Origin of the sequence: Collinsella sp. TF11-5AC (assembly GCF_003436775.1) — a bacterium.
In the GTDB taxonomy this organism is placed as follows: Bacteria; Actinomycetota; Coriobacteriia; order Coriobacteriales; family Coriobacteriaceae; genus Collinsella.
On the sequence record NZ_QSQO01000013.1, the window covers coordinates 20,319 to 39,669 of the forward strand.

Sequence of the window (19,351 nt, forward strand, 5' to 3'; positions counted from 1 at the left end):
CCGCCGGCTCGTTGTCGTGGCGGGCGCTGTTCGGAAGAGCTCGATGGGTCATCTCGCTGGGTAAATATTTGTGCGTGATGGTATCGTTGTTGGGGCTTTTACTGATTACGGGATGTTGACTTTGGAGTTGTGGATGGTGTCCCAAATGGATTCTACGCTTGGTTTTATTACTGACCAGCTTAAGACGCTGACTTCTATTGCCTCGCCTACGGGCTATACCCGTGCGGCGACTGATTATCTGATGGAAACGTTGCGCGATATGGGCTTTGGGCCCGAGCGTTCTAACAAGGGCAATGTGCTTGTTGAGCTTGGTGGCGAGGGCGAGCCGCTCGTGTTGGCGAGCCATGTCGATACTCTGGGCGCTATGGTGCGCTCCATTAAGGACAATGGTCGCCTGCGCCCCACGACGCTCGGCGGGCATCAGTGGTCTACGGCCGATGGCGAGAACTGCACCGTCTACACGCGTGACGGCAATGTGTATACGGGCGTGGTCCTCAATACCGAGCCTTCGGCGCACGTGGCCGATGAACCGGTCAAGACCATCGAGAAGAACATGGAAATCCTGCTCGACGAGAACGTTGATAGCAAGGATGATGTGCTCGAGCTGGGTATTCAGACGGGCGATATCATCGCCATGGATCCGCGCACCACGGTGACGGAGAGCGGCTACATTAAGAGCCGCTTTCTGGATGACAAGCTGTCGGCGGCGATTCTGCTGGGTCTGGCCCGCGCCGTTGCTGGCGGCGAGGTGACGCTTTCGCGCAAGGTATCGCTGCTCTTTACCGTGTACGAGGAGGTCGGTCACGGCGGCGCTTTCGTGCCGGCCGATACGCGCGAGATGATCAGCGTTGACATGGGCTGCGTGGGCGACGACCTGGGCTGCACCGAGCGCATGGTGTCGATTTGCGCCAAGGATTCGGGTGGCCCCTACAACTACGATCTGGTAACCACGCTGTCCAATATCGCGCGCGAGCTGGAGCTCGATTACGCCATCGATGTGTACCCGCACTACGGCTCCGACGTCGAGGCCACGCTCTCTGCCGGCTACGACATTCGCCATGGTCTGATCGGCCCCGGCGTGTATGCGAGCCACAACTACGAGCGCAGCCACATCGACGGCGTGCGCAATACCTACGAGCTGGTTCGTGCCTACGTTCAGCGCTAGGGGAGCAGCTTGCGACTCAGCTGGCCAATCGCTAAGGCCCGATTTCTCGGGCCTTTTTTCGCTTTTGGTCGTTTAGTATTATGATGTTTGCAATCTATTAACTAAACGTGTAAATTACTTAACGAGGTGATGCGGCATATGAATACATCTGAGTACTTATCTATGGGTGATGCCGCCCGCCTGTTGGGCGTTACGAAAGCTCGCATATCGCAACTTGCCGCATCGGGGACACTTGTGTGCGATATTGTGGGCGGCCGGAAGATGGTCGAGTACAATTCTGCGATCGCCTATCAAAGGGTCCGCAAACGAGGGCGCCGTCCTGCAGCCGATGTGGGACGTAAGTTTACGCTGATGTCGGCCGACCATGAGGTCGCTCATGTCTCATTTGATCCGACGCGCGAGTTTCCCCTCGAAATCGCCGAGGTCCTCGATGCGCAACGAATGCCGTTTGGCACATGCTCGAGCTCTTCTCCAACGGTGAATAAGCGGGAGCTCAATGCGTGGTGGAGCCATCGGTCGGTGCCTGACGTCCGCCCCGGACTCGTTTCGCGCTATCGTGAACTGGGAATTGCCAGTGGCATCGAGGTTCCGGTTCGGTGCCTGGGCCTATCGCTTTCGGATTGCTATTGGCTGCGGCCGGCAGAATGCGACGGGCTCGAATGGCAAAACATCAATTACTTTGAGAATGATTTTGAGCGATCGGCGCCCGAAGAGCGTTCGGGTTGGCTGGAGGGCATCGGTCTTAATAATCCTGATAACACGTCCGAGGGCGAGCTCCCTAAATCGTGGATGATTCGTAACGGCATTCGCGTTTTGGCTAAAGGGTACGGGATGGACGATCAGCGTCCCTTTAACGAGGCGGTTGCAACGGCTCTACATCGTCGCTTGCTTTCCAAGGGGGAGTTTGTTCCTTACACGGTTGAGCGCATATTCGATGGCCCTGTGTGTCTGTGCGACGACTTCCTTGACGGCCGCGAGGAATACGTTCCGGCTGTTTACGTTAAGGGCGTACTTGGTAGTCAGCGGGGAAACTCGACGTACGACCGGTACTGTTGCTACCTCGGCAAGCATGGTGCCGATGAGGCCGCTGTGAGAAGGTCTATGTCGCAGATGATTGTCTGCGATGCCCTTTTGGCCAACAGCGACCGCCATTGGCGAAACTTCGGCATCATCCGCAATGTCGATACCCTGGAGATAAAACCTGCTCCGCTGTTCGATAGCGGCAACTGTCTGTGGTATAACGTGCCAACTGTCGTGCTCGCAGCTGGGGAGTTTGGGTTTTCCGCTAAGCCGTTTGGGCCCGACCCTTCCGTCCAGCTGGCGCTTGCGGACTCGCTCGATTGGTTCGATTCATCGCGGCTCAACGGATTTGTTGATGAGGCGATCGAGATTCTTTCGCAGAGCAAATGGGCCACGGCGGAGGGTCGACTCGAGGCCATCCGCCGCGGCCTCGAGCGTCGCGTAATCGAGGTTGGTGCCGCTGTTGAGGTACTTCGACACGTGCAGCGATAAACCCGCGGCTACTTAAGTGCGCCGGCCACCGTGCCGCCGCCCAGGACGATGTCGCCGCGGTAGACTACGACTGCCTGGCCGGGGGCGATGGCTCGCTGCGGCTCGTCAAAAGTTAGCAGCATTTGTCCGTCTTCATCACGCGTAAGGGTTGCTGCCTGGTCTTTCTGTCGGTAGCGGTATTTGGCGCCCACGCGAATGCCGCCGGCATCCAGCTCGGCCTCCATGTGGTCGGCAGGGGCGCTCCAAATCCAGTCGTTGGCTGTGAGCGCTGTGGCCGTCAGGTCCTCGGCCTCGCCCAGATGCACAATGTTGTTGGCGGCATCGACGCCCGTTACGTACACGGGGTGCGCCATCGCGACGCCCAGGCCTTTGCGCTGGCCGATGGTGTAGCGCAGCGCGCCGTTGTGGCGCCCGACCACGCTGCCGTTGCGCCACACAATGTCGCCCGGTGCAGCGGGATGTCCGCAGCGGCGCTCGATATAGCCCGCGTAGTTACCGTCTGGAATAAAGCAGATATCCTCGCTTTCGGCCTTCTTGGCGTTGATGAAGCCCTGCTCGGCGGCAATCCGGCGTACGTTGCGCTCCTTGTCCAGACCCGCCAGCGGAAAAATCGTGCGCGCCAGACGCTCCTGCGTAAGCGAATACAAAAAGTAACTCTGGTCCTTTTTGGGGTCCTCGCCGCGATGCAGCTGCCAGGTGCCGTCTGCCGCCTGGCTTGTTTTGGCGTAATGGCCCGTGGCGATGTAGTCGCAGCCCATGTCCAGCGCTGCATCGAGCAGCGCGCCAAACTTAATGTGGCGGTTGCAGATAATGCACGGATTGGGCGTCAGCCCCTCCTGGTAGGCGTTCACAAAGCGCTCGATTACGTTACGGTCGAAGGTTTGCTGCAAGTCGAGCACATGGTGGGGAATGCCTATGCGCTCGGCGACGGCCTCTGCGTCGGCGATGTCGCGGTCGACCTTACTCATGCCCGTGGCGGGGTCGGGTGCGGGGCAGGTGAGGCGCATGGTGGCGCCGACACATTCGTAGCCCTGGCTTTTGAGCAGATACGCGGTCACGCTGGAATCGACGCCGCCGCTCATGGCGACGAGCACGCGCTTGTTGTGCATGAGGAGGTTCTCCTTGGTGGCATGTGGCCAAAAAAGAAAAGCGGCGCGGGAGGCTGGTTCCGCGCCGCAGACATTGTAGCAAGTTCGGACGTCTCGTGGGGCATCCTGTTGGGATGAGCTCAGGCTGCCAGAAGAGAGGGGAGACCGGCGTGCCTTGGACTCGTTCTAAGAACGAGAAGCTCTAGTCCTGGAAGAGCGCCGTGGACAGGTAGCGCTCGCCGGTGTCGGCGAGCAGCGCCACGATGGTCTTGCCCTCGTTCTCGGGGCGCTTGGCCAGCTGCAGAGCGGCCCAGACGGCGGCGCCGGACGAAATGCCCACGAGCACGCCTTCCTTGTGGCCCACGGCGCGGCCGGTGGCAAAGGCATCGTCGTTCTCGACGGGGATGATCTCGTCGTAGACCTGGGTGTCGAGGACGTCGGGCACAAAGCCAGCGCCGATGCCCTGGATCTTGTGCGGGCCGGCCTGGCCCTTGGAGAGTACCGGGGAGGTGGCGGGCTCGACGGCGACGACCTGAATCTCGGGGTTTTGCTCCTTGAGGAACTCGCCCACGCCGGTCACGGTACCGCCGGTGCCGACGCCGGCGACGAAGATGTCGACCTTGCCGTCGGTGTCATCCCAGATCTCGGGGCCGGTCGTGGCCTTGTGGATGGCGGGGTTGGCGGGGTTCACGAACTGGCCGGCGATAATGCTGTTGGGCGTCTCCTTCTGCAGCTCTTCGGCCTTGGCGATGGCGCCCTTCATGCCCTTGGAGCCGTCGGTGAGCACGAGCTGTGCGCCATATGCCTGCATAAGCTTGCGGCGCTCGACGGACATGGTCTCGGGCATAGTGATGATCACCTTGTAGCCGCGGGCCGCCGCCACCGAGGCGATGCCGACGCCGGTGTTGCCGCTCGTGGGCTCGATGATGGTGTAGTCGCCACCGCGCACGAGCTTGCCGGCCTTCTCGGCCTCGTCAATCATGTTCTTGGCGACGCGGTCTTTGACGGACCCGGCGGGGTTGAAGTATTCCAATTTGACGAGCACACGGGCCTTGAGGTCCTCGTCGGCCTCGAAGTGGGTGAGCTCCAGAAGCGGGGTGTGGCCGATAAGCTGATCGATGGACGTGTAAACATTGCTCATGGTGAACCTCCAAAGTGTTCAAATGACTGGATACCGTGTGGTTTTACGGTGTGTGTGGCAGCGAAACCCACAAACCTTATAGGTTGTTCGTTTTGCTGTTGGCAAGCATAGTAGACAGTAAAGCCTAGTAACGCAATAGGAAATAGAAGATTATTACGAGTCGATTAACCATCTTGACGGGAATAGGTATTTTCAAAACCAATTTTTCGGCTAGAATTTCTACGAATTAAAAGACCGAAAGGCAGCTATATATATGTTGGTTTCCACAAAGGGCAGATATGCCCTGCGCGTTATGGTCGACCTGGCCGAGCACCAGGCGACAGGCCGTATCCCGCTTAAAGAGATTGCGGCGCGTCAGGGTATTTCGGAGAAGTACCTCGAGAATATTCTGGCTACGCTCGTGCGCGCCAACATGCTCTCGGGCATGCGCGGCAAGGGCGGCGGCTATGTGCTCACGCGCCCGCCCGAGCAGTACACGGTGGGCGAGATCTTGCGCCTGACCGAGGGCAGTCTGGCGCCGGTCGCCTGCCTGGATGGCGACTGCAAGGGTTGCTCGCGCTCTGACGAGTGCCCCACGCTCGACGTGTGGAAGAACCTGGACAAGCTTATCAACGACTACCTCGACGGTGTGACGCTCGATCAACTTGTCGCTCCCAACGAAGGCTACGACTACGTGATCTAGCCCACCTGCCATTTGGGGACGGGGTGGAAATGGCAGATTCTCTCGCCCTTTGAGACTTGGCAAATAAGAAGGCCGCCCATTTTTGTGATGGGCGGCCTTCGTTTTGGGCTGTTGAGACGGGCGCGGCCGGAATGGCCGTTTTAGCCCCCGGCGATGCTGTCGAGGATGCTGCGCATGATGGACACCAGGATGCTGCCCATGAAGGCCGATCCAAAGCTGGCGATGGAGATACCCGCGCCCAGCAGATTGACCGACAGATAGCTGGCCAGCTCGAGCATAAAGCTGTTGACTACGAGCTGAAAAATACCCAGCGTAATGATCGTGAGCGGCAGCGAGATAACCGTCAGGAACGGCTTGACGAGCGAATCGACGATGTTCAGGAACAGTCCCACGAAGGCGAAACAGACCCAGGCCTCGGCAAAACCGAAGGGCTGGATGCCGGGGACGAGGAACGTGGCAATCGCGATGGCGATCGAGGTAAAGAGCCAGTTAAGCATAAAGCGCATGGTGTGAATCCTTTCTTGCGCAGGGTGCGTCGGCGTCGCGTGAAGCGGTTTGCTGCGGCAGCTTGGACGGCCGCTCGGGTGTGCCGCCTTGTTCGGCCGCCCATTGTCTCAGATATTCGTGGAGCTTACGTGCGCATTCGGTTTCAAAACGGCGTTCGTCCTGAAAAACGCGCCGCTGGCAGAGAGTCTTGTCGCTTTAGTTTGGTGGTGTGCTACACTGCTACGGGCAAAAGCCACAGGCGTTGCCCTATTGCATAGAACGGGCGAACGATGCCCGATGTCAGTATCAACTTCGATGCCTTATGGCGGGTTTGGCGGTGATCGATGAATATCGAGAACATGTTTGACAAGCCTGATGTCAAGCAGCTGGTCCACGCATTTAGTCTTTTGGATGACGAGAAGGATATCCAGGCGTTTTTGACCGATATCTGCACGCCGCGCGAGATCTGCGATCTTTCGCAACGTCTGCAGGTTGCGCGTTATCTGGATGAGGGCGAGCCTTATGTTGAGGTTCAGGCCCGCACCGGCGCTTCGTCCACTACGGTGAGCCGCGTTTCAAAGGCACTCAACGGCGAGTACGGTGGCTATCGCAAGATCCTCATCAAGCTGGAGGATGGCGAGTAGGCCAGCGGCGACAAACGAATTGCGCAGAACCGTCCCTTCGGGGGCGGTTTTTTGATCCTTTGGGGACGGAGGAAAACGGATCACTGGGTTAGACTGACCTCCTCGGTGATCCATTTTCCTCCGTCTCCAAGGGGTCAAATCTGTTGGCGTGGGGCAAATCTGTCCGCGCGGGCGGGTAGGATGGAAACATTGAATATTGCGAACGGTTTGAGTGGAGGACCATGCCTGTTCGAATCTATACCACCAACGCCGGCGCGGATTTGAGCGATGCCGAGGCGGCGCTGCTTGCCGACCTTATTGCCCGCCACGGGCGTGCCGTGCTGCTGGCGCCAACGTTTGCCGAGCTCGACCTGTGCCGTCATGATGCGGCGGAAGCCGGCGTTTCGCTGGGTATTGACTACAAGACGCCTACATCGTGGCTTCGCTCGCTTTGGGAGCTTTTGGGCGACGGGCGCGGTTTCGTCGACAACCTGCAGCGCCAGATGCTGTTTTCGGACATGGTAGCGCGCCTCGACGACGCCGACCTGCAGCCGCTTTCGCGCAGCCAGGGCACGGTGCGTATGCTCGCGCGTATGGCTCGCGATGTGCTGCCGGGTGTGGCAGGGACAGGCGCCGAGCGTTGCTGCGACAACGTTTGCAAGCCCAAGCCCAAAAGCGACGCCGAGGCTCGCGTGTTTGAACTTTTGTGCGCCTATGCGCGCGGTTTGGACCGTCGAGATATGGTCGAGCCCTGCGAGGCGGCTGACATTATGGCCGGCGCTTTGGCCGACAACCTGCCGGGGTGCGCCCGCGCCGTTTGCGTGTGCGGCGTCACGTCATTTACGTATAGCCTGCTCGAGCTGCTGTCCGCCGTGGCAAACAACGGGGGAGAGGTTGTCGTGCTGCTTGCCCGCGAGCAAGCGGCGATGCGCGAGGAGCTTGCCGCGGCATTTGATGTCCGCGGTGTGCTGTTTGAGATCGCGCCGCTGGGGGAGGGCGCCGCCGCGCCCCAGACTGCCTCCAAGTCCGCTGCTCAGCCTGCCTTTATTGAGGTCGCCGGCCCCCATGCCCGTGCCCATGCTTATGCGGACGTCATCGATAAGTTGGTGAAAGCGTACAAGGAGTCCAAGGACGATAAAGCTGCTGCAACACCCGCCGACCCCGTACGCGTGCTCGTTGTTTCTGCCCGGGCACCCCAGCTGTTCGGCGAGCTTGCCGCTCGTTTGGCGGCGCGCCACGTTGCTGCCGAGACGGCCGAGTTCACGGCGTTTTCCCAATCCATTGCGGGCAGGCAGTTCACGGCGCTCGCCAACCTGATCGAGCGTATGAAGGCCGCCGACGAAGGGGCAGCTTCTAAGACTGAGTGGTGGCCCGCTCCGGAGCTTACCGACTGGATTTACAGCCCGCTTTCGGGTGCCGACGCCGCCAGCGCGCGCACGTTCGACAAGAATATGCGACTGTCGCGCAGCAAGACCACTGCGGGCGTCAAGAGCCTGCTGCAGAGCGTGCAGGGCCAGGTGAGGGGCGCGCGTAAAGCGGCGAGCGACGAGAACTGGTTTAAGAACGTGCCGTGCGTGATCTCGGACGTGTTCCAGGCGCTGTGGCGCGACAAACCCGTGACGGCGCTCAAGGCCATGCTTGCCGTTGCCGAGGCACTGCCCGATCGCGCACTTGGCGGTCTCGACGGTCAGGCCCGTCGCCAGGCGGAGGTGGCCCTGCTGCGCCACGTCATCGACATCCTTATGAATGGCGCCCGTGCGCTCGACGTGTCGCAGGCCGCGACCGTGCCCGTGCTCGATGACATTCGAACCAAGGTGGACAAGCGTAGCGCCGCCTACGATTACGAGACCTACGAGGTTGACCGTGCGCCACGCGCCCAGGTTCGCTTTGCTTCGCTTGCCGATGCGGCGGCTCTGCGCCCCGGCAGCTACGATGCCGTGCTGTTTGCCGACGTCGACCTGGACAGTTATCCGCTCTCACATGAGGAGGGCCCGCTGGCAACGCTGACGGCAGAGTTAGATCGCAGCGGTGTGACGCTTGAGCCTGCCGCCTTGTTGCGCGTGCGCTTTGGCCGCGCGATGCAGGCCGCGCGCGGTCCGGTTGCGCTTGCCCGCGTGACGCACGATCGCCAGGCGCGCGAGTGCTACCCGGCTGCCGTGTGGACCGAGTTGCGGGCGCATGCCGAGGCCGCTAACGATGCTAAGGCCGCTGACGCCGACAAGGCCGCTGACGACGCTAAGGCCGTTGGCGCCGACAAGGCGAAGTGCGTGGGTGAGGGCGATATCGTAAGGGACTTCGATCCCGCGGCAGGCGAAGGTCTTAGGCGCGAGCGCGTGACCTGCGAAGCTCCTCAGCATCTGAGCGATGAAGCCATTCCGTATCTGGTCCTGCGCCGTCGCGATGGCGAGGGCGAGGATGCGCCGCTGGTGCCGCGCCTGACGTCTGCCTCGCAGATCGAGGCCTATTCGACCTGCCCGCTGTGCTGGTTCGTCTCGTATCGCGTCAAACCCCAGTCGATCGACGCCGGCTTTGGCAACATGGAGAAGGGCAACTTTGTCCATGACGTGCTGGAGCACTTGCATGCCCGTCTGCCCCAGGAGGGCATGGAGCGCGTGACGCCCGAGAACCTGCCACGTGCTCAGGAGCTGCTGCACGAGGTCTTTGCCGAGACCCTGGCCGAGCACGCCGGCAAGCGCGGTACCGAGGGCCCGCTGGTGCCGCTCTCTCCAGTGGAGGAGCGCCAAGTGGCCGAGATTTTGCCGCAGCTGGAGGGCGTGCTTGCCTATGAAGCCGAGGCGCTCGCGCCCTTCGCGCCGCGCTACCTGGAGTTTGCGTTCAACGAGCTCCAGGTCGAGTATGCCGGCTGGCCGCTTGGCGGGCGCATCGACCGCGTGGACGTGGACGCCGAGAATCGCGCCGTGGTAATCGACTACAAGCATCGCACGGGCGTTGAGGAGTTTAAGCTCGCCGACCCTACGGTGCGCGACGAGGAATCAGGCACGGCGCCCATCGACGATCCGCGGTGGCTGCCGCCCCATACCCAGACGCTTATCTATGCGCAGGCTATGCGCCGGGCGCTGGATCTGGACACCCGCGCGGCGCTCTATTTTTCGACCAAGGGCGGCAAACCGGCGCTGCGAGGCGCCGCGAGTGCCGAGCTGCTCGAGGAGGAGCGTGGTGACGGCCGCATCCCGGGGCTTAAGAAGGGCTTTCCCGGCGAGGGCGGCAGCATGGACTTCGACGCCCTGCTCGATCGCGTGGAGGACGGCATCGCCGAGCGCCTGCGCGAGCTCGAGGCAGGCAACGTTGCCGCCGTCGACCCGGCGTCGACGCAGGCCGCGCATGCGCGCTGCTCGTATAACCACGAAGGAACGTTTGTAAGGAGGGACGTGTAGACCATGGATCTTTCGACTTTGATGCCGCAACAACTGCAAGTCGTCAAAACGCTCGACCGCCCGCTGTTTGTCTCGGCAGGTGCCGGCTCGGGCAAGACCTTTACCCTCACGCGCCGCATCGTCTATGCGCTCTCGCCCGAATCCGGTCCGTTTGTCGAGCATCTGGATCAGGTGCTCGCCATTACCTTTACCAAAGATGCCGCGGCCGAGATTCGCGACCGCGTGCGTCGCGCGCTTATCGAAGAGGGTATGGACGAGGAGGCCCTGACCGTCGACGATGCGTGGATCTCGACCATTCACGGCATGTGTTCGCGCATCCTGCGCGCGCATGCGTTGGAGCTGGGCATCGATCCCGAGTTCACGGTGCTTACCGATACCGATGAGCTTATGGATCAGGCTGTTGAGCATGTGCTGGCCCGAGCGACGGCGCCCGATGCCGCCCCCGAGCTCGCCGCTTCGCTTAAAAGCCTCTACGCCTGGTATCCCATGGCAGGCGAGGGTGGCCTCTTTGGCGCCGGCACCACCATCAAGGGCCTGGTGCGTGAGCTGCTGGAGCTCTCGAGCCAGCTGCCGGGCGGTATGGACGACGTGTGCGTGGCGCGCGGCCAGGCCGATACCTCGGCACTCGCCGATGCCTATCGTGCGGCGCTGGGCGCAAGCAAGGCCGCGACCGAGAAAGCGCAGGTGGCACTCGATGCCATCGACGCGTTTGAGGCGAGCGGCAAAACCATGGAGGATGCGGCGCGACTCATGATGTCGTGCAGCATGCCTCGGGCGAGCAAGGCGTTTCCTAAGGAGCAGGTGGAGCTGCTCAAGGCCGAGGCCGCCGATGCATTTATCAATATCGTGCTTGCCTGCGGCGGTCCGGCGCTCGATGCGCTGGTGGGGCTTGCTCGTGCTGTGGAGGCTGAGTATCGCGCGCTGAAGGCCGGCCAGTCCGCGCTCGATAACAACGACCTACTGCGTATGGCGTACGAGGCGCTGCGCGACTATCCGGCTATTCGAGCGGCCTATGAGGGCCGCTTTAAGATGGTCATGATCGACGAGTTCCAGGATACCGACCAGATGCAGGTCGATTTGATCCGTTACCTGACCGGCGCGGGTGAGCGTGCGCTGTGTACCGTGGGCGATGCGCAGCAGTCGATTTATCGTTTCCGTGGCGCCGAGGTCGAGGTCTTCCGCCGCCAGGAGCGCAAGGTGGGTTCGACGACGGCGTCCGAGACGGTCGCCACGTCCGATGCCCCCGCCGGCGAGCTCGTCAAGCTTGTACGCAACTTCCGCAGCCACGACGAGGTGCTGCGCTATGTGGCGCGCGTCTTTGACGGCGACACCGGTGGTTTGATGCAGGGGTTCTTGGATCTTGAACCGAGCGACGAACGCGAGGACAAGCTCAAGGCGAAGGCATCGCGCCGCCAGGCGATCTTCGTTGCCGGTGACAGTACGCAGGAGCGAACGCAGGCGAAAGCTCGTGCGATTGCGGAGCGATTCCAAGCACTCGTTAAAGCGGGCCAGCCCCAGGGCAGCATGGTCCTGCTGCTGGGCCGCATGACCAACGCCGATGTCTATGCGCAGGCCTTCCGCGACCAGGGGCTCGACTGCGTCATCGCGGGCGGCTCGGTCTTTGCCCAGGCTGCCGAGGTCCAAACGGTGCGTGCTCTGGTGTGCGCGCTTGCTAACCCGGCCGATACGGCGCAGGGTCTTATGCCGCTGCTGGCCTCGCCGATGTTTGCGCTCGGCGGTCAGGAGTTCCTGGCGCTGGCGACCAAGCTGGACGACCAGACGGGGGAGACCTCGCGCCGCAACATCGACGTGGGCATCATGAGCGATTGCGATGTGCCGGGGCTGCGGGATCTGCCGCTGCTGACGCGCGCCCGCGAGGTGCTGCGCTATGCGCTTCGTCGCGTGGGGCGCGATTCGTTCGCCGCCATCGCGCGCGATACTGTCAACGCCTCCGGCTGGTTTGTGCGTCTGGCGCAGCGTGGTCCCGAGGGCAAGGCCATCGCCGCCAACGTGCTCAAGGCGCTCGACGCCGTGGCCGAGGCAGAGGCCGAGCTCGGCAATTCTCCGCGCTCCATCGCGCTCGCCTTCGACCGCTTCTTGGCGGGCAAGGAGGCCCCGGGCGCGCTCAACGAGGAGGGCGACGGCGCGGTGCGCATCATGACGGTGCATGCGTCCAAGGGTCTGGAGTATCCGGTCGTAGCGGTTGCCGAGTGTTTTGGCGTGCGCAAATCGTCCGGTGCGGCTCAGATGGGGCGTGTCGAGGGCGGAGCGCAGGTCGTGGCGCTGCCGGCACGCTTCGACGGCGTTAAACTCGCGGACGGCACGTTCGTGAAGGGCGATGACGTCAAAAAGCAGTTTGAGCACGCGTTTAAGGGCAAGGGCATGTCGCTGTGGCTGCCGCCAGAGCTCATGGAGGACGTCTGTGCGACGGGCTCTCCCGCCGAGGCATTTGCCCGCCTGCGTAACGACGACCTGCAGCTTTCGCTCGAGGAGCGGGCTCGCTTGCTCTATGTCGCCATGACGCGTGCGCGAGAGCTGGTCATTCTGGCGATGGATGCCGGCGTGAGCCGCGGCAAGGTGACGGCGCCGACCTTCGACGTCGAGACCGATCTGACCTATGACGTGCTGCGTCGTATTCTGCCTACCGACGCTCTGGACATGCCGCAGCTCGATGCCGACCGCCTGGTGTTCGACAACTCCAAGCCGGGCGACTACGAGCTCATTTCGCTTTCGGACTTTACCTTTGGCGAGCAGGCGTTTGAGGCCAACGCTTCGCTGGATGCCGAGGGCAGGCTTGTCCGCGGCGATGCGGAGCCGGAGGGCGCCGGTGCGGATGCCCGCGCCGCCGTTCCCGGCCCTGCCGACCCCGAGCCCGATGCGTTTGAGCTCGTGTATCCCCAGACGGTGGGCGTGCGCATGGGCGCCTGCCCGTATCCGGCGCGCGATTCGTACAGCTACTCGTCAATTGCCGCGGCGCTGCATGCCGAGTCCGAGGACCGTGCCGCCGAGGCACACACGCCCATGGACGAGGCCGGCGATGATGCGGAGTCGGATGGTTCCGAGATGACGGATGCAGGCGTGGCCGCCGTTGAGCCCGCCGGCAACCCCATGGCGCTGGGCTCGGCGTTCCATGCCGCCTGCCAGTGGCTGATCGAGATGGGTGCCGATGCGCTGCCCGCTGAGCGTGCCGATGCGCTGGCGCGCCTGTGGTGCCTGACGCCGGAGCAGCGCGAACGCTTCGACGTTGCCCTGGATCGCTGGCTCAAGTCGGCGGTCCGTGCCGAGCTGCTTGCCTGGCCGTGCGTTCGCGCCGAGGTGCCGTTCTTTTCGCTGGGCTGCGAGGATGAGGACATCGCTCGCTACGCTGCATATGCCGAGGGCGCCATCGATGCTTTGGCGACGAACCCGGCGGATTCGTCACGCGCGCTGGTCATCGACTACAAGACGGGCGGCACACCGGACGAGACGCCGGAACAGCTGCAGGAGAAGCACGCCCTGCAGGCGCGCGTTTACGCTGATGTTCTGCACAAGGCGGGCTTTGAGGCCGTGACCGTCAAGTTCGTCCGCGTGGAGCAAGTCGACCTCGCCAACCCGTGCGAGCCTCAGGTGGTCACCTACAGTCTCTAGCCCTCAATAACTTGCGGTGGAATACGGACTGTTTTGGCCAAAAAAGCCGCCAAACAGTCCGCATTTCACCGCAACGCATGGGAGAGCCTGGGGCGGTACAATGGCTCGAACGGTTCAAACGAATAAGGAGCCATCATGCAGCTCGCCAAAACGCTTAAGGTGACGCCGGAGGAGCTTTTTGACGCTCTGGCGGGGTCCATCATGCAGGATATCGAGAACGCCACGGGCAAGCGTCCCAGCCGCAACAAGCTCAACGGCTATAAGTACGAGAAGCGCGCCCAGTCCGCAAAAGGCAAGGTGACTCTTCATCGGAAACCGTGAACGCTTCGGGCTTCGAGTCAGTAGCGAGCGGCCCGACAAAAGTAGTTGATGGAAGTGCCAAATGAATAAGAATGCCGCTACGCAACTGCACATCTATTCCGCCTTTTTCGTTCTCGCGGGATTTGTTTTAAATCGGGGAGTGTTTCTACTTTTCCTTGCGGAGAAAGGAATGTCTGTCACGGAAATCGCGCTTTATCAAGCCCTGTTTAACATTACAACGGTCGTTCTCGAGCTGCCAACAGGGCTGATAGGCGATTTCTTTGGAAAGAAGTTTTCGATTCAAGTGGGCGTGCTGCTGCTTTTCTTCCATACGGCTGGCATGCTGTTGCTCTCAGGTCCCTTTCTTGTCGTGCTTTCCCTTGTTGAGGCACTCGCCTACTCCCTTCAATCGGGATCCGAACAAGCACTTTTATATGAAATTGCCCGGAATGCCGGTCAAGGAGAGCGTTTCCTCACCATCAACGCTCGGCTGCTTGCCGCGCAATCAATCGCTACGGGAATGGCGATTGTGCTCGGATCTTTCATTGCCCAAGTATCTTGGAGCGCCCTCTACGTATGTGTCTCCGTTTTCTATCTCCTGCAGCTTTTCCTTCTGTATCCCATTGAGAGGACGGAAGCGACCCGTTCTGAAAGCTCTGAAAAGGGAAGGTTTGACGCGGCCAAGATGTTCAGACGCGAAACCTGGCGTGTTGGAGAATCCGCTTTTGCGGTATTGCTTCTTCTAATCGGCACAAGCATGCTCGATGGATTCTATGGGAGTTATTACAACTTGAATCAGTTGGTATTCGACGCATTTGATGCTCCCGTCTCCATAATAGGAATCTTTTTCGGTGCATCCTATGCAGTAAATGCGACGGCCTACATTGCAGCAGATTTATTCTCATTGCGTTTCGGGAAAAGAAATACCATGCTCGGCTCGATGCTAATCGAGGCTGGCCTTTTCATGATTCTTCCGTGGTTCGCTTCAAATCCGCTGTGTTTGTTTGGCCTTAGCATGGTGCTTTGTTTTCTCCCAGAAGTGGTGTACATCACTTCGGAAAACTTAATCCAAGACGCGATAGCGGACGATCTCCGCGCGACGATCCTTTCCGTCGCGTCTCTGGTAAGGGCTCTCTTTTCTGCAGTGTTTTTCTCCATATTTGGACATGTGTTGGGGTTATATCCCATTCAGATAGCGCTCGGTATTATTGGTGCAATCGCGATAGCAATTACCGCCGTTGTTTCATTAAAAATGGTTGGAATACAGGTCTCCAAGAATTGATATATCGATTGACGAGCTATCCGAAGCGTCGAGCCTTCTTGATGGACATGACTATTCGTCACAAATCATTCCGCGCATCGCCGGGGTTCCAGTAATACTCGATATATCTGGATGCCCTCATTCCCCTTTTTGAAGGTCCCAAATTGACTACCCGTGTTGGTTTGGCTAGGTTCGGGTGCTATCCGCGCCGTGCGGTAAAATCGTTCAGTCAGAACACGAACCCGCATCGGAGCTCATCACATGGCATTCGTCCATCTGCACAACCACACCGTTTTCTCCATGCTCGACGGCGCAACCCGTATCCAGGATATGGTCAATCGCGCCGTAGAGCTGGGCATGCCCGCCGTCGCCATTACCGACCACGGCTACATGTATGGCGTGCCCGACCTGGCGCTGGCCTGCGACGCCGTCAACCACAACACGCCTGAGTACAAAACCTGGAGTCACGACAAGGCCTTTTTGGAAAAGGATCGCCGCGACGAGCTGGTGGAGCCCGATCCCGAGGAAAACCCGCGCGAGCATGCCCAGTATGTGAAGGACATGGCCATGTGGGACGAGAAGGGCAACATCGACGAGCTCAAGCCGCCTCTGGTCATCAAGCCCATCTTTGGCTGCGAGGTCTACTTTACGCCGGACGAGACCCTTGCTCGCGACCATAAGCCCGAGCTCTACCACATGATCCTTCTGGCCAAGGACCAGGAGGGCTACGTCAACCTGATGCAGACGGTCTCCGAGGCAGCCGTGCAGGGCTTTTACTACAAGCCCCGCGTGACGCTCGACAACCTGCGCCGCCACGCCAAGGGCATGATCTGCACCAGCGCCTGCATCGCGGGCATCATTCCCAAATACATCGACCGCGGTGACATGGAGGGCGCCATCAAGTGGGCCGAGACCTTCCGTGATACCTTCGAACCTGGCGACTTTTATATCGAGATCCAGGAACACGGCATCACCACCGACAACGGCCTGACCGATGAGCAGATGGACCGCACGCTCATCGACATCGCCAAGCAGGTAGGCGTCAAGGTCATCGCCACCAACGACTTCCACTACCTGCGCCGCGAGGACGCTCCCGTGCAGGACGTCATCATGTGCATTGGCATGAACGCCAAGGTCGACGATCCCAACCGCATGCGCATGACCGGCTCGGAGTTTTACATGAAGTCCGAGGAGGAAATGCGGGCGATGTTTCCGTATTGCCCCGAGGCCTGCGACAACACGCTCGAGATCGCCGACAAGTGCTACGTGGAGCTGGACTGGGACTCCATCATCCTGCCGCGCTTCCCGTTGCTCGATCCCGGCGAGACGCACGAGAGCCAGTTCCGCCGCGAGTGCGAGAAGGGCCTGCGCCAACACTATGGCGACGACTGGGCCACGCGCGAGATCGGTGGCGTCAACATCAAAGAGCGCTTTGAGTACGAATACAAGGTCATCTGCGACAAGGGCTTTGCCGCCTACTTTTTGATCGTCGCTGAGTACGTGCAATGGGCCAAGGACAACGGCATTGGCGTCGGCCCCGGCCGTGGCTCGGCTGCCGGCGCTATCGTCGCCTACGCCATGAACATCACCGCGTTCGATCCGCTCGAGAACGGCCTGATGTTCGAGAGGTTCCTGTCCCCGCAGCGTACCGAGATGCCCGATATCGATATGGACTTCGACGATGAGCGGCGCCTCGAGGTCGTGGAGCACGTTCGCCAGCTCTACGGCCCCGAGAAGGTCACCCACGTCATCACCTACTCGACCATTAAGGCCAAGCAGGCCATCAACGACGCCGCTCGCGTCCTGGACTACCCGGTCTACATGGGCCAGCGTCTGTCCAAGATGGTCTCGAGCGACCCCAAGGTCAAGCTCAAGCAGGTGCTCGAAAAGCAACCCGGCAAAGAGGACCTGTTTAACCCCGATTTTGCCGAGGCATATAAAAAGGACGACGACGCCCGCCGCATCATCGACACGGCGCTCTCAATCGAGGGCCTCACCCGTGGCGAGGGCGTGCACGCGTGCGCCGTTCTGATCTGCCGCGACCCCGTCAACGAGCACGTGCCCACCAAGCTCGACACCAAGGGCGGCGTCGAGATTACCCAGTACGAGGGCCATACCGTTGCCGACATGGGCCTGCTCAAGATGGACTTCTTGGGCCTGCGCACGCTGACTGTTATCTCCAAGGCCAAGGCAAACATCAAAAAGAACTTCGGCATCGACATCAAAGAGGAAGAGATTCCTTTTGACGACCCCGAGATCTTTAAGCTCATGGGTTCCGGCCACACCGCCGGCGTCTTCCAGGTCGAGTCCGCAGGCATGACGGCCACGATCAAGAACATGAAGCCCACCGAGTACAAGCACGTCGTAGCATTGATCGCCCTGTACCGCCCGGGCCCGCTGGGCGCCGGCATGGTTTCGTCCTACATCAACCGTATGAACGGCAAGGAGCCGGCGGTCTCCTACGACGACCGCCTGGACGACATCCTGGGCGAAACCTACGGCACCATGGTCTACCAGGAGCAGGTTATGCTCATCTCCGTCGAGATGTGCGGCTTCTCCAAGGGCGAATCGGACTCGCGTATCCGTAAGCCCGTGGCTAAGAAGAAAATCAAGCTGCTCACGTCGACGGTGCTCCACTGGGAGGATGGCTCCGACGAGACCACCTACGACCACTGGATGAACGGCGCCATCAAGAACAACTATACGCGCGAGGTCGCCCAGAAGATTTGGGACGATGTTCTCGAGTTCGCGTCCTACGCCTTCAACAAGTCGCACTCCGCCGGCTACGCCATCCTGGTTATGCAGACGGCGTGGCTCAAGGCGCACTATCCGCACGAGTACATGGCGGCCGTTCTGACGTCCTATACGGGCAAGACCGACAAGATCGTGCACTACGTCTCGGCATGCCGTCACGACGGCATCCCCGTGCTGTCGCCAGATGTCAACGAGTCCGGTACCGAGTTCACGGCTACCAAGGAGGGCGTGCGCTTTGGTCTGGCCGGCATCCGCGGCGTGGGCACCGGCGTGGCGCAGGCGATTATCGCCGAGCGCGAGGCGGGCGGCCCGTTTAAGACGCTGCACGACTTTGTCGAGCGCGTGGACTCGAGCCAGGCCAACCGCCGCGTGATCGAATCGCTCATCAAGGCAGGCGCCTTCGACTCCACGGGGTATCCGCGTCGCCAGATGATGCACTTTGTGGACAAGAACAACCCCGAGAACATCATCGATGCCGCGGTAAAGCGCCAGAAGGATCGCGCGAGCGGCCAGACGTCGTTCTTCGATATGTTTGGCGACGTTGAGGGCTCGGGCTTTGAGGTGAGCGTGCCCGATCCGGATGGCCAGGAATGGGACCGCCACCTCAAGTTGAGTCAGGAGAAGGAGGTTCTGGGCATCTATGTCTCGGACCACCCGCTGCGCCCGTTTGAGTATGCACTAGCCAAGGCGCGTGACTTCTCGTTCTCGCAGATCGACACCGGCTACGAAGTTCAGAATCCTACGGGCGGCACCATCAACCAGGAAATTCCCGAGGGCAAGGCGCTGTGGTGGGCCGGCATGGTCTCGAGCGTGTCCAAGCGCGTGACCAAAAACGGTGACCCCATGGGCATCGTGCAGCTCGAGGACATGGAAGGCGAGGCCACCGTCGTCGTGTTCCCCAAGACCTACAAGGAGGCCGAGGGGTACCTGTACGGCGAGGTCGATCCCGAGACCGGCGCGCAGCTGTCCGATGCCTTTGTGCGCATTAAGGGCAAGCTCGAGCGCTCGGACCGCGGCGACCAGATCATCGCGCAGGAGATCGTGCCGCTCGAGCTTAACGAGGAGAACAACAAGCCCAAGGTGTTTGAGGTCATGGTGCCCAACAGCCGCTTTAGCCAGGGCAATATGGCGCGTCTTGCCACGGTGCTTACCGCCAACCCGGGCGGCGACCGCGTGGAGATCTTTATCGAGCAGGTGGACGGGCGCGTGCTACGTGCCGAGGTGCCGGCCAAGGTCAACGCGCGCTCGATTCCGCTGCTGGCCGAGGCAAAGGCGATTGTGGGTAACCAGGGTCGCGTGACGGTTATCTAAGCTACC

The 19,351-nt window shown here is 60.9% G+C and carries 12 protein-coding genes; 9 read left to right on the forward strand and 3 right to left on the reverse strand.

Annotated features, from left to right (window positions below; all coding sequences use genetic code 11):
* Positions 1 to 145: 145 nt before the first annotated feature.
* Together DXD16_RS06855 and DXD16_RS06860 are read left to right on the forward strand one after the other, a co-directional pair.
* A complete protein-coding gene (locus tag DXD16_RS06855; protein WP_117655578.1) occupies positions 146 to 1,165 on the forward strand; it encodes a M42 family metallopeptidase in 1,020 nt (339 codons plus the stop codon).
* A gap of 138 nt (positions 1,166 to 1,303) precedes the next feature.
* Entirely contained in the window at positions 1,304 to 2,677 is a 1,374-nt protein-coding gene (locus tag DXD16_RS06860) for a DNA-binding protein (protein WP_147326466.1), read from the forward strand.
* Positions 2,678 to 2,685: 8 nt separating this feature from the next.
* Here DXD16_RS06860 and mnmA read toward each other — a convergent pair whose 3' ends face one another.
* Positions 2,686 to 3,786 carry a tRNA 2-thiouridine(34) synthase MnmA gene (gene mnmA / locus DXD16_RS06865; protein ID WP_117655580.1) on the reverse strand — a complete coding sequence of 367 codons (1,101 nt, stop codon included), beginning with the start codon at positions 3,784 to 3,786 and terminating at the stop codon, positions 2,686 to 2,688.
* Positions 3,787 to 3,967: 181 nt separating this feature from the next.
* The gene (gene cysK / locus DXD16_RS06870; RefSeq protein ID WP_055250951.1) at positions 3,968 to 4,906 is read right to left on the reverse strand and encodes a cysteine synthase A; all 939 of its coding nucleotides are present in this window, start codon (positions 4,904 to 4,906) and stop codon (positions 3,968 to 3,970) included.
* A gap of 253 nt (positions 4,907 to 5,159) precedes the next feature.
* On the opposite strand from cysK, the gene DXD16_RS06875 reads away from it, so the two are divergent.
* The gene (locus DXD16_RS06875) at positions 5,160 to 5,588 is read left to right on the forward strand and encodes an Rrf2 family transcriptional regulator (protein WP_117564502.1); all 429 of its coding nucleotides are present in this window, start codon (positions 5,160 to 5,162) and stop codon (positions 5,586 to 5,588) included.
* A gap of 140 nt (positions 5,589 to 5,728) precedes the next feature.
* Here DXD16_RS06875 and DXD16_RS06880 read toward each other — a convergent pair whose 3' ends face one another.
* Entirely contained in the window at positions 5,729 to 6,094 is a 366-nt protein-coding gene (locus DXD16_RS06880; RefSeq protein ID WP_117655581.1) for a phage holin family protein, read from the reverse strand.
* A gap of 324 nt (positions 6,095 to 6,418) precedes the next feature.
* On the opposite strand from DXD16_RS06880, the gene DXD16_RS06885 reads away from it, so the two are divergent.
* The 6 genes from DXD16_RS06885 (at position 6,419) to dnaE (ending at position 19,345) form a co-directional block, all read left to right on the forward strand.
* Positions 6,419 to 6,718 carry a YerC/YecD family TrpR-related protein gene (locus DXD16_RS06885; RefSeq protein WP_022094855.1) on the forward strand — a complete coding sequence of 100 codons (300 nt, stop codon included), beginning with the start codon at positions 6,419 to 6,421 and terminating at the stop codon, positions 6,716 to 6,718.
* A 221-nt stretch (positions 6,719 to 6,939) separates the two neighbouring features.
* Positions 6,940 to 10,092, forward strand: a complete 3,153-nt coding sequence (locus tag DXD16_RS06890) for a PD-(D/E)XK nuclease family protein (RefSeq protein ID WP_117655582.1) — start codon at positions 6,940 to 6,942, stop codon at positions 10,090 to 10,092.
* Between the two features lie 3 nt (positions 10,093 to 10,095).
* Positions 10,096 to 13,719, forward strand: a complete 3,624-nt coding sequence (locus tag DXD16_RS06895; RefSeq protein ID WP_117655583.1) for a UvrD-helicase domain-containing protein — start codon at positions 10,096 to 10,098, stop codon at positions 13,717 to 13,719.
* A gap of 135 nt (positions 13,720 to 13,854) precedes the next feature.
* The gene (locus tag DXD16_RS06900) at positions 13,855 to 14,040 is read left to right on the forward strand and encodes a DUF3284 domain-containing protein (protein WP_117655584.1); all 186 of its coding nucleotides are present in this window, start codon (positions 13,855 to 13,857) and stop codon (positions 14,038 to 14,040) included.
* Positions 14,041 to 14,101: 61 nt separating this feature from the next.
* Positions 14,102 to 15,301 (forward strand): MFS transporter, encoded by a 1,200-nt coding sequence (locus DXD16_RS06905; RefSeq protein ID WP_117655585.1) that lies wholly within the window; start codon positions 14,102 to 14,104, stop codon positions 15,299 to 15,301.
* 240 nt (positions 15,302 to 15,541) lie between these two features.
* On the forward strand, positions 15,542 to 19,345 hold the full coding sequence (gene dnaE, locus DXD16_RS06910; RefSeq protein WP_117655586.1) for a DNA polymerase III subunit alpha: 3,804 nt from the start codon (positions 15,542 to 15,544) through the stop codon (positions 19,343 to 19,345).
* The last annotated feature ends 6 nt before the right edge of the window (positions 19,346 to 19,351 follow it).